This is a genomic window from Bartonella sp. AD24XZML, from assembly GCF_042196485.1.
In the GTDB taxonomy this organism is placed as follows: domain Bacteria; phylum Pseudomonadota; class Alphaproteobacteria; order Rhizobiales; family Rhizobiaceae; genus Bartonella.
Genome location: NZ_JBHIQH010000034.1, coordinates 74318 through 86614 on the forward strand (window position 1 = coordinate 74318; position 12297 = coordinate 86614).

14 protein-coding genes and 1 tRNA gene are annotated in these 12297 nt (G+C 34.0%); 6 read left to right on the forward strand and 9 right to left on the reverse strand.

Annotated elements, in window-relative coordinates; genetic code table 11:
- Positions 1–220: 220 nt before the first annotated feature.
- Complete coding sequence (ettA, locus tag ACFIMX_RS03185; RefSeq protein WP_375638341.1) at positions 221–1870, reverse strand: energy-dependent translational throttle protein EttA; 1650 nt, start codon at positions 1868–1870, stop codon at positions 221–223.
- A 160-nt stretch (positions 1871–2030) separates the two neighbouring features.
- Here ettA and ACFIMX_RS03190 point away from each other — a divergent pair, with 160 nt between their 5' ends.
- Together ACFIMX_RS03190 and pncA are read left to right on the forward strand one after the other, a co-directional pair.
- Positions 2031–2567, forward strand: a complete 537-nt coding sequence (locus tag ACFIMX_RS03190; RefSeq protein WP_375618210.1) for a hypothetical protein — start codon at positions 2031–2033, stop codon at positions 2565–2567.
- A gap of 46 nt (positions 2568–2613) precedes the next feature.
- On the forward strand, positions 2614–3222 hold the full coding sequence (gene pncA / locus ACFIMX_RS03195; RefSeq protein WP_375618209.1) for a bifunctional nicotinamidase/pyrazinamidase: 609 nt from the start codon (positions 2614–2616) through the stop codon (positions 3220–3222).
- A gap of 451 nt (positions 3223–3673) precedes the next feature.
- Here the strand turns inward: pncA and ACFIMX_RS03200 are convergent, their stop codons facing one another.
- Positions 3674–4726 carry a DUF475 domain-containing protein gene (locus tag ACFIMX_RS03200; protein WP_375640428.1) on the reverse strand — a complete coding sequence of 351 codons (1053 nt, stop codon included), beginning with the start codon at positions 4724–4726 and terminating at the stop codon, positions 3674–3676.
- Between the two features lie 359 nt (positions 4727–5085).
- On the opposite strand from ACFIMX_RS03200, the gene ACFIMX_RS03205 reads away from it, so the two are divergent.
- Positions 5086–5625: a helix-turn-helix domain-containing protein gene (locus ACFIMX_RS03205; RefSeq protein WP_375618207.1), complete on the forward strand. Its 540-nt coding sequence runs from the start codon at positions 5086–5088 to the stop codon at positions 5623–5625.
- Positions 5626–6014: 389 nt separating this feature from the next.
- Positions 6015–6194: a YegP family protein gene (locus tag ACFIMX_RS03210; RefSeq protein WP_375618206.1), complete on the forward strand. Its 180-nt coding sequence runs from the start codon at positions 6015–6017 to the stop codon at positions 6192–6194.
- Between the two features lie 530 nt (positions 6195–6724).
- On the opposite strand, the gene ACFIMX_RS03215 is transcribed toward ACFIMX_RS03210, so the two are convergent.
- The 4 genes from ACFIMX_RS03215 to ACFIMX_RS03230 form a co-directional block, all read right to left on the reverse strand.
- Entirely contained in the window at positions 6725–6895 is a 171-nt protein-coding gene (locus tag ACFIMX_RS03215) for a hypothetical protein (RefSeq protein ID WP_375640427.1), read from the reverse strand.
- A 52-nt stretch (positions 6896–6947) separates the two neighbouring features.
- A complete protein-coding gene (locus tag ACFIMX_RS03220) occupies positions 6948–7259 on the reverse strand; it encodes a hypothetical protein (RefSeq protein ID WP_375640426.1) in 312 nt (103 codons plus the stop codon).
- 306 nt (positions 7260–7565) lie between these two features.
- Positions 7566–7820, reverse strand: a complete 255-nt coding sequence (locus ACFIMX_RS03225; RefSeq protein WP_375640424.1) for a hypothetical protein — start codon at positions 7818–7820, stop codon at positions 7566–7568.
- A gap of 15 nt (positions 7821–7835) precedes the next feature.
- The gene (locus ACFIMX_RS03230) at positions 7836–7961 is read right to left on the reverse strand and encodes a hypothetical protein (RefSeq protein WP_375618204.1); all 126 of its coding nucleotides are present in this window, start codon (positions 7959–7961) and stop codon (positions 7836–7838) included.
- Positions 7962–8569: 608 nt separating this feature from the next.
- Between ACFIMX_RS03230 and ACFIMX_RS03235 the strand changes: the two genes are divergently transcribed.
- Positions 8570–8884: a helix-turn-helix domain-containing protein gene (locus tag ACFIMX_RS03235; protein ID WP_007347852.1), complete on the forward strand. Its 315-nt coding sequence runs from the start codon at positions 8570–8572 to the stop codon at positions 8882–8884.
- Here the strand turns inward: ACFIMX_RS03235 and ACFIMX_RS03240 are convergent.
- Positions 8808–8990 (reverse strand): hypothetical protein, encoded by a 183-nt coding sequence (locus ACFIMX_RS03240; protein WP_375640423.1) that lies wholly within the window; start codon positions 8988–8990, stop codon positions 8808–8810. The two genes, ACFIMX_RS03235 and ACFIMX_RS03240, sit on opposite strands and share 77 nt — an antisense overlap.
- A 1694-nt stretch (positions 8991–10684) precedes the next feature.
- A tRNA-Ile gene (locus tag ACFIMX_RS03245) sits at positions 10685–10761 on the reverse strand.
- A 169-nt stretch (positions 10762–10930) separates the two neighbouring features.
- Between ACFIMX_RS03245 and ACFIMX_RS03250 the strand changes: the two genes are divergently transcribed.
- Positions 10931–11674: an SIMPL domain-containing protein gene (locus ACFIMX_RS03250; RefSeq protein WP_375618203.1), complete on the forward strand. Its 744-nt coding sequence runs from the start codon at positions 10931–10933 to the stop codon at positions 11672–11674.
- Between the two features lie 29 nt (positions 11675–11703).
- On the opposite strand, the gene ACFIMX_RS03255 is transcribed toward ACFIMX_RS03250, so the two are convergent.
- Positions 11704–12165, reverse strand: a complete 462-nt coding sequence (locus tag ACFIMX_RS03255) for a YcgN family cysteine cluster protein (RefSeq protein WP_375640421.1) — start codon at positions 12163–12165, stop codon at positions 11704–11706.
- Between the last annotated feature and the right edge of the window lie 132 nt (positions 12166–12297).

Sequence of the window (12297 nt, forward strand, 5' to 3'; positions counted from 1 at the left end):
ATACTCTTCATCTCCTCCTTTTCATTGCAATTTTACAAGAAATAACCGGTTATATATCATGATTAGAACAACCCTATTTAGGCTATAATTTCATAAAGTGTCTCTTACTCTTTTCAATGAATAAAAACTCCCACAGAGTACACACACTCTTTATTTATGAAATAACAAACGCAATAAAATACACTATTATTCCAACAAAGTTGAGATAAGATAAAAAATTCTAGCGTGTAAGAGGTTTATAATTTGCATGCTTAGGATTAAGAGATTCCGCCCCAAGACGACGAACTTTATCAGCCTCATATTCAGCAAAATTACCTTCAAACCATTCTACATGACCATCACCTTCAAAGGCTAAAATATGTGTTGCCAATCGATCAAGAAACATACGATCATGCGATATGATAACTGCACAACCAGCGAAATTTTCCAATGCATCTTCCAATGCACCCAATGTTTCAGTATCAAGATCATTTGTCGGTTCATCAAGAAGAAGCACATTCCCCCCCTCTTTTAGAAGTTTCGCCAAATGTACGCGATTGCGCTGCCCTCCTGATAAATTTGCCACCTTCTGCTGCTGATCTGCCCCCTTGAAATTAAAAGCCCCGCAATAAGCGCGGCTATTCATCTCATATTTGCCTAATTTAATAATGTCATTTCCACCAGAAATTTCCTCCCAAACAGTTTTATCCCCCACCAAGGAATCGCGACTCTGATCCACATAACTCATGTGAACTGTTTCACCGATACGTATCTGACCTGAATCGGGCTTTTCCTGTCCCGTCAACATTTTAAACAAGGTCGACTTTCCCATACCATTGGCCCCAATAACGCCGACAATGCCACCAGCAGGAAGTTTAAAAGAAAGAGAATCAATCAATACACGTTCACCATAAGCTTTAGAGAGATTATCAACCTCAATAACAACCTGTCCTAATCTTTCTCCAATAGGAATAATGATTTGCGCCTCTCCAGGACGGCGCTCACGTGCTGCTTGAACCAACTCATCATAAGCCTTAATCCGAGCTTTTGACTTTGCTTGTCGCCCTTTTGGACTAGAAGCGATCCATTCTTGCTCACGTGATAAAGCACGTTGACGCGCTGCCTCTTCACGGCCTTCCTGAGCCAAACGCTTGGCTTTAGCCCCCAAATAAGCAGAATAGTTCCCCTCATAAGGAATACCTCTACCGCGATCTAATTCTAAAATCCAACCCGTTACATTGTCGAGAAAATAACGATCATGGGTTATCAAAAGCACAGCCCCAGGATATTCACGTAGATGCCTCTCAAGCCAAGCCGTCGTTTCAGCATCTAAATGGTTTGTCGGTTCATCCAAAAGTAATAAATCAGGTTTTGACAAAAGCAATTTACAAAGTGCAACACGCCGCTTCTCACCACCCGAAAGTTTTGTTACATCCCCATCGGCTGGCGGACAGCCAAGAGCAGCCATAGCCATTTCCACTTGACTTTCTAAATCCCAAAGATTCTGACTGTCAATAATGTCCTGAAGCTGTGCACTTTCATCAGCCGTTTCCTCGCTATAATTCATCATCAATTCGTTATAACGCTCAAGAACTTCCTGTTTATCTGCAACACCTTCCATCACATTACCACGCACATCTTTGCTCGCATCAAGCAAAGGTTCTTGTGGTAGATAACCACAGCGAGCTCCTTCAGAAATCCATGCTTCTCCCGTATATTCCTTATCTAGCCCAGCCATAATACGTAAAATAGTTGACTTCCCTGCACCATTCGGCCCTAAAATACCGATCTTCGCATCTGGATAAAAAGACAAATGAATATTTTCTAGAACTTTTTTATTGCCGTAAGACTTGTTAAGCCCAGCCATATGATAGATAAATTGACGTGCCATAAATTTCTCTTTATATTATGCGATATTAAAGATTAGGATTTTGAAAAAACTGCTTTTGCTTTTTGAAACTGTACAGTAAATAGCACTTACGTCATATCAAAAGCTTTCGCTTTATATTGGTACATTTTTTCTAATCTCACAAGCCCCAGTATGGTCCTGAATGCAAAAAAACATCCCCCTAAAGAGCAAAAAGCAAATCTTTTTAGCTGTACCTGAAACCTGTTATCAAACATTGCCTCTCTTTTCCATACCAGATATAACATTGTATTTTTATCGTATTAAACCGACTTATCAATGTAATATGGTACCACAAAGAAAAGCAATTCTCTATGCGCCTTCTTTTCTCGCTTTATGGGCTTTATATTACGCAGTAAAAAATCCTTCTCTTTTTTCATCGATTTTTTGCTACGGAAAGCAATGGACTTCACCCCTTGCCTTGATATGGCTTAAATTACGTTTACAAAACGACCGCCGCCTTATGGGATCTGACGTTCCAAGTCCAATGATCATGAAAGCTTTGCATCAACACGTAGCAACAAATGAATACAGTGCACTTCCCATTGGTACGTGGTTACAATTCGTAAAAAACTATAAAACCAATTGTAAAAACTTATCCATTCCCCTCTTTTGGCTTGATAATTATAAAAATAATATCAATATCCAGCATATCATTTCAAAACTTCAAGACGACATATAGCTTTTTAAAAATACGATAAAAGCTCATCTCATATAGGAATATATTTATGGAAAAAAAAGCCTTAATCGTCATTGATGTTCAAAATGACTTCTTACTAGGTGGAGCACTTGCCGTACCACAAGGTGATGCTATTTTACCCGCCGTCAATAATCTCATAAATCATTTTGATCACATTATCTTAACCCAAGACTGGCATCCCAAAAACCATTGCAGCTTTGCTTCCTGCTATCCTGAAAAAAAGCCCTATGATACAGTCACTCTTGACTATGGTCCTCAAATACTTTGGCCTGATCATTGCATACGAGGAACACAAGGAGCAGAATTTCATCCATCTCTTAGAGTGGAAAAGGCACAACTTATCCTTAGAAAAGGCTATAATCAAAAAATGGATAGCTATTCTGCTTTTCTTGAAAATGATCAAAAAACACCAACAGGTTTACAAGTTTATCTTAAAGAACATGGTTTTACTAAGCTCATTATGTGTGGCTTAGCAACTGATTTTTGTGTCGGATTTTCTGCTCTTCACGCTATGCAATGCGGTTTTAAAGTTAGTGTTTCATTAAATGCCTGTGCTGGTATTGATGTAAACGGATCACTAAACACTATGCTTAAAACAATGAACGAAGCCGGTATAGAACTTTTAATGGTCTCTTAAAATATCCTTCTCTAATCTACCATTATAATACACTGATTTATAAAGGATAAATCATTTTGCACATATTTAAGTAAGAGTCCAGAATATCGTAAATTCTCTCATTTCAAACCTGTTTCAAAACCATTCTCTTACACGTTACAAAGAGAATCCAATGTATGAATAGAAATCATTCAAAAAAACAGCAAAAAGACCTCTTATGAACTATTAATGCAAAAGCTTGTCATAGTATTGAAAGCTGGTAAAAATTATAGCATCAGCTTTCTATCTTATATTTAGATCAAAAAGTATTCTAGAGATTGTATATTATACCCTTCATGGGTAGTATTATGCAATGAACTCAACTTTAAAAAATGCAAATAAGCAATAAAATAGTATTTTATTTTGCATAAAAGCCCTCTTTCTATTCAAAGATATGCGATAAACAAAAGTGTGAAAAAGGGAGAAATCTCCATTACTTAGATACAACATGTTTATCTAATTGACGATGCTTAAAACGAATCGAAGAATATAATGCCATTCCAATAATACAGACTCCCACAAGTCCTGTTAAAACTTCAGGAACCGATATAATCGTTTGCAGATACATAATCACTGCAAGAACTAGAATTGCATAAAAAGCACCATGCTCTAAATAACGATAATGCAATAATGTTCCTGATTCAACCAACATAATTGTCATAGAACGAACGTAAAATGCTCCGATACCAAGACCTATCGCAATAATAAAAAGGTTGTGTGAAAAGGCAAAAGCACCAACCACGCCATCGAAAGAAAAACTAGCATCAAGAACTTCTAAATAAAGAAACGCCCCTACTCCCCCGTGAGCTACTGTTGTTAAAGTCTTTTGAGGAGTATCCAAAAGATGACCGACAACTTCAACACCGATAAAGGTTAAAAGTCCATAAAGTGCTGCCAATAAAAAAGTTATTTTATTTTCTGCGTCAATCTGACCTGAAACCAATAAGATCAAAATCAAAACAATTGCAATATCAATTCCAACAAGCGCCCCAAACTTTTGAGCAGGTCTCTCTATAACATTAAGCCAATGCACTTCTTTTTCAGAATCAAAAAAATATTTTAAGCCAACCATCATAAGGAAAGTTCCTCCAAAAGCAGCAATCCCCATATGCGCATCGGTTAAAACTTCAGCATATCGATGTGGTTCCCATATCGCTAATTTGACTGCCGCAATTGGATTAATCCCAACAGCAACGACAACCACCAATAATGGAAAAACAATTCTCATCCCAAATACAGCTATCAAAATGCCCCACATAAGAAAACGACGACGCCACAATGGACTCATTCTACTAAGAACACGCGCATTGATAATAGAATTATCAAAAGATAAAGAAATTTCCAAAATTCCTAAAACAAAGCAAATAAAAAAATATTTAAGAAAACCAGTAATACTTTCCGTTTCAAACCAACCAATAACCCCTCCTAAAAAGACACCAATAATCGTGAAAAAAAAAGCAAACCCAAAATAGCGTAATAGGGACATGATCATTCCTCAAAGTTTATTTTCTACTTCATCTAAGTACACCCAGTACCAATCCAAAGTTTGCATCTCTTTAAAGTTGCATCTATTAATGCAGAGGTGTATAGAATATATATGGTAAAGTTACATGAAAATTCTCTCAAAAAAAGCAAGAGACAAATGTAGCAACAAGGAATTTTGTTTTGAAGTGAATATCAATTTTCAATACAATAAGTGCAAGATTGCTTTCTATCTACACAAATAAAAAAAATAACAAGAAATTAAAGCTATAATATTGACATTATATCATAGAATATTAATACATAGTGTGCTTTTATTATTTAATGATTTATACCATGATGATTTACCGAGGGAGATAATTCGTGGCACGTCCTGAAACTGAATCAAAAACCATATTTGGAAAACGTTTACGTTATGTACGTCTTGCTTTAGGCGATCCATCACGTGAAACCTTAGCTAAAAGTTTTAGCATGACAAAAAATTCCATTGCTTTTTATGAGCGTGGAGAGAGAGAACCCAATCTTAGTGTCTTACAAACATACCGCACGTTATATGGTGTCAATATTAATTGGCTTTTAACTGGACAAGGAAAAATGTTTGACACCGAATATACAAAAGGTGATTTTGACTGGAATTATTTTATTAAAAAAATCGAGGGACTGGAAGAAACTCTTGCCGATAGTGATCGTAACGAAAAACTAAATCAAGAAAAAATCGACAGTTCTTATGAAAAACTGCAGCAATATTTGTCAAGACAAGGTTTATCAAATGGTTTTAACCCTAAAACTACAACCTCTCTTATCGATATAAAAGCTAAAATGGCCAATTCTTATACCCTTAGCTTATTCATTGATTTACTCATTCGAAGCGTATCCCAAAAAGAGGTTATAGCTAATCAATAAACGTCTATTTAAAAAGAAAAAACAAGAAATGATTAAACTCTACCAGTATGGAAAAAGTATTTTTTACTTTATCCTTGCTGGTGAAATTTTATATAATTTATAAACTTTTTTCTGTAACGACAGAAAAATATTTGCGTTGTAAATGAAAGTATAGTGTCTTTAAATTAAAAAAAATAATTTTGTAGTATAAAATTCTCATTCATATCTTATTGACAATAAATTTTTTCTTGTTAAAAGAATAATAGCTCTCATAGAAATTATTTTTTAAGGTCAGAAAATTTAAGGGGAATATATTGACGACTTCCTAGAGAGACATACATTAATGTTTACAAGCGGATTAGTTAAATATTTATCCTGAAAATTATCAGCTATTTTATGAGGTGGGAAGCATGTATTTTGAGGTGTTTCAAGGAGTTCACAATCAATGGTACTGGCGTTTAATCTCAAGAGATGCACAAAAAATTGCTTTTTCTAGTAAAGGTTATCCAACAAAACAAGATATCCTAATCAATATTGAGCAAATAAAAGAAATTACACATAAGGCTCTTATTAGAGAACTACAGTCCTAACGTTCTTTACCATTAAAACAAGCGTCTATTTTGTATAATGGTATGGTAGTCACTTTTGTGACAAATGAAAAGTGATTGATTTCCCCTCAATGAGAGGAAGTTCTGTATTATTTCTGACGCTCACAAATAACAGTCATATTCTTACAGATTATATGTTTATTTTCAATCATACTCAAATCTCTATAGCCTTTATCAAAAAGAAAATCTTTTAAGTTTTGTATTTTCCATAAAAAATAAACGCACATGAAGAGAAGATAAATCATCAATGATGAAATATATTTACTCTACAAGATATTAATATCTTTTACGTTCATATTCCTCTTCTGTATCTGATAATCATAACTGACTTACCCATTTCATCTTCATAAAAAGTAAATATCTCTTTCTTTCTATTATCATGCAATTTTTTATACCTATTAGCTGAAACTATCGTAGCATTTATACCTTACATCTAAAAAGAACGTGCAAAATTGTTTCCAGTAATAATATAAAATTGCTGGATTGTATAGACGCGCTTTTTAATAACCAGCCTACCTATAAACTGATTTATCATCATAAACTCTTATTTTATAATCAACGACGCTCTGTCTTATAAACTTAAATGTTGTCATAAAATCAGAGTAAACTTGAATATTCTCTTCCAATACAATCTCTCCATCAGCACCATAATTGGCTTTATTAAAGTTTATCTCTCTCGTCATTCCAATCTTCCTAACACATTTCCAAACCCTTTAATGCAAAATATGAATACAATCACTCTTTATCATCTTCAGATTTAAGCATTTTTTTATATTTCTTTTCATTTTTTTCATATTGCTTAATTTGTTTTTTCAGTTTTTCAATTGCTTGGTCGCGTCTTTTAATCACCATACTTTGCTCTCTAATAGCCCTATCTCGTTCTTCAGTCATCTTCATAGAATCTCTTAAAAACTCATGCTTTATTCTTCTAGATTCCTCTTTTAAAATTTTCACTTGACTGCGATAATATAAAGAAAATCGAAATATAACCCCGCTGCACAACAAAACAAAAATCATTGCTCCCAATAAAATTTCGTTTACACTCATTTGGATCTCCCTTAATTGTCGCTCAAGTGATCATCTTGACCAATTTGTTTTATCCTCAATCAAAAAAAGAATGCAATAAATTGCATGTTCCAAGTGTGAACAGTCACTCTCGGCGTTCTTATTTTCTCCATTAAAGCATTGATAAATGACGCAAACAAATCTCTGAAAGAGGCTAAATCTACACTCACACCAATTATTTGCGACACGTTTATTGACACAAAATACAAAAAATAAGGAACGTCAAATAAAACTAACGACGCAATCCAATCATACAAGCCTTGCCCAAATCGTTCCTATCTTCCTTTTTTACGCCATGAGGAATGCGGCTATATATGAAAATTTTTCATTATTACAAAAATCTTCAGTGTCACAAAGCACAGCATTTCTATAAAATTTTGCCTTCCCACAAATCTTTACATCACCACAAACTAAAGCATCATTATAAACTCGAGCCTTTCTAAAATCACGAGTATCACCACAAAATTCAATACATTGAGCATTCAAAACTTGATCAAAAAAGACCGCATTAGCATAAACATATGCATCTCCACTCATATTCAAATAACGATAAAGTTCTTATTTTTCATAAACATGCGAACTCTTACGAACGACTAAACAACCATATGTTAATGCATTTTTATCAATAATAACATCATTATAAACACAGACTTCATTATAAACGGCAGCATCATAAAAACACATTCATCGCCATAAGGGCATTGATCGAATGTACAATTCTACCAAACAACCACCTTTGTGGATCAGATTACCTTCCTGTTTAATAAAATATCCAAGATCACTTTTTTGATATTTCCCATTTTTTTACGCATATATACGATATACCATCTGATAGTGATCTAATTTATTACAATAAAGAAGAAATCAGTATTCTTTGTCTATGCAATTTACATTTTTTCTACAGCCATTATCCTATCTCTTAAGGCTCTAAAGCTTCGTTATATTCACACACTACCTCAACGCAGAATTTTTTTACAAATTCTGATGTTGGGGTATATCTTGATTTATAATGCTGCTACGTATACTATTATAGTGAAATCTCATAAACATACGAGTGTGCATCGCCCTTTCTGGTATACACATTTACTTTTTCACAACCGTGGAACTAAGCAACCATTTTTATTGATTCGAATCTGAAAGTGTATGGGGACATTTTGTTATTAGTTAAAAACAACTCTATATGCTTCCTTAGCGAAGAGCTACACATGGATATTTTCACGCTCCTTGTATCATATATTCTGGATTCGCAACGCAATATTAACGCTATAGCGTAAATATGTAAAGGTCTAAAAATGACAAAGACTGAAAAAGATTGGTTCCAACGCTTAGTTGAATTGATAAAAAGTGACGGACGAACAATGATTGAAATAAGCAGAGCTGCAGGCTGTGGACAAAATTACGTCCAACAAATGATAAATGGAGGCAAGAGGCCTTCTGTAGATAAACTCATGGCTATTTTGAATACACTGGGAAATGCTAGTGCCATATATGTAATAACTGGTTTCAACATCTCCGATGAAGACTTAAAACTCATAACTTTGATTTCATCTGGAGATAAAAAGAAGATTGAAGCCTTAAATGTTCTGTTGAATGAGCAGAATCTGTAGAATTTTCTACTTTATCCAATATCGCTTGCTTTTGAGACGTCGATAAAGACTCCCATTTCACAATAATATCAGATAAAGTTGTTTCAAATTTTTTATCATTCTTCATAGTCATACTCCATGTAGTCACACTATATAACGCTAAAGCGTTTAAAATATATCTCATACCTTAGAAAAAAATATTTGCAATAGGCAGTATGGAAGCAATTGTATACAAACTTATTTTACAAAATCAGATGAAGTTCTATTAGTCATGCACCATGGTGAAACAGAAAGCATCACACGATCCAGACCTTCTTATGAAAATTGGTATAATCTATCAAAAACGCGAATAATGTTACGCAGATCTTGCGATTCGGACCAATAAAAACTAATGTGAAAATATCCCTGAAGACACTCCTGAACTCTATATAAGAGAACACGAAAAAGCTTTTTGAAAAAAATACATCACAATTTATTCTACATAGCACCATCTATGTTTTTTTAACAATATTGCAAAGCAAGAATATAACAATGTTATAGGAATAAATTCTTATAGACAGAGCCACATTACCTAAAACTCTGTAACACGTTTACAGGTAACCTCCCCTCTAAACGCTCCTTGTAAATACTAATATAAGTCTCTATCATAAGCAAAAATGATACTATAAAAAATAAAACGAATCACCACGCACAATCTTTGTACGTAAATTTTATACAGATTTACAACAAGAGAGAAATTCCCTTATGCAAATGAAGAATTATATTTTCAAAGTATGACTTTGAAGAAGAAGTATACTTTTCCAAAAAAACACCCTCCCTGCCAATAATTTTTCATAAGAGAAAAAACTCATAATAAAGATAAAACTCTCTATACGATCAATACGAGAAAAATGTTAGCAATACAAAAAAGTGCTAGGGTTACCGCAATATTGCCAATTCCTTATGAGAGTAAAATCAAAAAAGACGTCTGCTTTTCAATAATAATTCGGATCACATGAAAACTCTATAATTTAAACATTAAGCAAAAATACACAAAAAAAGAAAATGGCATTTTAATGAATTTTCCAATATCATAGAAAATATTTCTTACAGAATAATAAAATGCTTATTACAATAGAATCTGGATGATGCAAAGCGATAGAAATAATTACTCAATTGACTTTTCAAAGAACAATTAATAAAATTCTTTTCAGAGAACACGCCCCCGTCATTATGAACAATATTTCTCAAAATATCAAATAGAATTCCTTTCTTGGGAAAAAGAAAATATCAACAAATGTTATCATCGTTGCCCCATGATACATATGAATGCCCATAGATCACATTCTATTATACACTAACCTTTCATCACGATGATGCTATTCGAACGTCTAAAAGACCTTAACATCACTTAAGAAAAAAGCAAATTTACACTAAATGTTTTTTGAGCCATTTGTTCTGAACAGGTCCAATCTTTAAAATTGGTTTTATTGAGGTCTATTTATTTGCAGAACAAGTATAAATAAACTTATCCAATGAAGCTTTTAGCCTTCTATTTTATGAAGAGCACCACACAGAAAAAGCACAAAACAGTATATGAATTAAGAAAGTAAATAGCGACACATATCAGTTAATCCAAATGCTAAAAGGTTGCAAATGAGAGAACTTCTTTGATGAGACTAAGAAAACATACCATCATATTAAAGCGACTGAGAGAAAAAACTACAACAAACAACGACCAAAAGCTTCTAAAACAAACAGGAAAATAAATAAAAAACGAAAAAGGTAGAATCTCAAAACTTTTATATAAGCGATCCATTTTTCTATTGGACATTTCCCTATTGGTGGGCCCGGAGGGACTCGAACCCCCAACCAAGCGGTTATGAGCCGCTGGCTCTAACCAATTGAGCTACAGGCCCCACATAGGTTGTTTCTCTCTAAACTAAAATGCCCTATGATACAAGAGCTGACAAAGATTATAACCCATCTTTTTCTCTTTTCTATTGGTTTTTTTTCAGTGCTCTAATTTCTTTACAAAAACTCTTAAAAATGAGAGAATAATTAACTGACAAATATAAAGGTATAGATATGATAGAAAAGAAAATTCAACCACTGAAGGGTTCTCTGGTTAAAACAGTTATATTAGCATTTACACTCTTAGCCACATCGTTGACTGTACATGCTTATGCTGAAGAAAATAAAATAAAAAATGCAACGATTACAGTGACAGCAATCGGAGAAAGTCAAGCAGCACCGGATATGGCCATTATTAATCTAGCCGTTGTTACCTATGACAAAACTGCCCAAAAGGCATTAGCTTCCAATAATCAATCCATCAATGATATTATACAAGCTTTTAAAAACAATGGCATCCAAGCAAATGATTTGCAAACATCAGGCTTATCCATTTATCAGTCGACCTCTGATAAACACCACGAAAAAAAGAATAATGAAAAACTCTATCATGTTTCAAATTCTTTAACCGTGCGCATTCGTGATCTTACCAATGCTGGTAAAATCTTTGATCAAGCGATGACACTAGGTGTTAATTCAGTTAACGGCATTACTTTTACCAACGCAGATACAAAGCCATTTTATCAAGAAGCACGTAAAAAAGCCATTACTGAAGCCATTGAAAAAGCGCAAACGATAGCGCAAGCAGCCGATTTAAAATTAGGAAAAATTATTGAAATCAATGAAAAGGATGATTACTATCACCCAACACCACGTCTCATGAGTAGAGCAGCAGATGTAAGCTACGCAAATACAAATTTTGCAGGTGGTGAATTAAATTATAACGTGAGCGTCACTGTAGTCTTTGCGATCGATTAAGTCACAAACAAGTTGTATAAAAAATCATATTACTGGCCTTCACGTAGAAGGCCAGTAATATGATAAAGATAATCTTCCTCAGATAATAATTCGTCTTCGTAAATCTCTATTTGTCCGCGTGCAGAAATATGCGCTGTATGTATCGTCTGACAATCCTCTGATACCAATGGATGCCACCAATGAAGATCTTTTCCCTCATAAATTAATCTATAAGCACAACTTTCTGGAAGCCAACGCGCTGTTTTAACTATCGTAATGTCTAGCGATATACAATCTGGTACAATTAATTTACGATGAGCATAATCTCGACACCTGCAGGTTTCCTCATCTAAAAGACGACAAGCAATACTGGTTGCATAAAGGTCACCCGTATCATCGTCCTCAACTTTATGGAGACAACAACGGCCACAGCCATCACAAAGGCTCTCCCACTCAGAAATGGAAATCTCTTCTAATTTTTTTACTTTCCAAAAGGGAAGTTCTCCACTCATAAAATCAGACACACCTTTTTTAATTAAGACGATCTAAAAAAATGAAACGTTTAATTTCTATAATTTCATCTATTTCTGTCTCTTAAAAAGATTCAACTCAATGTATACTTTAAACCATGTTCTTAAAAGCTA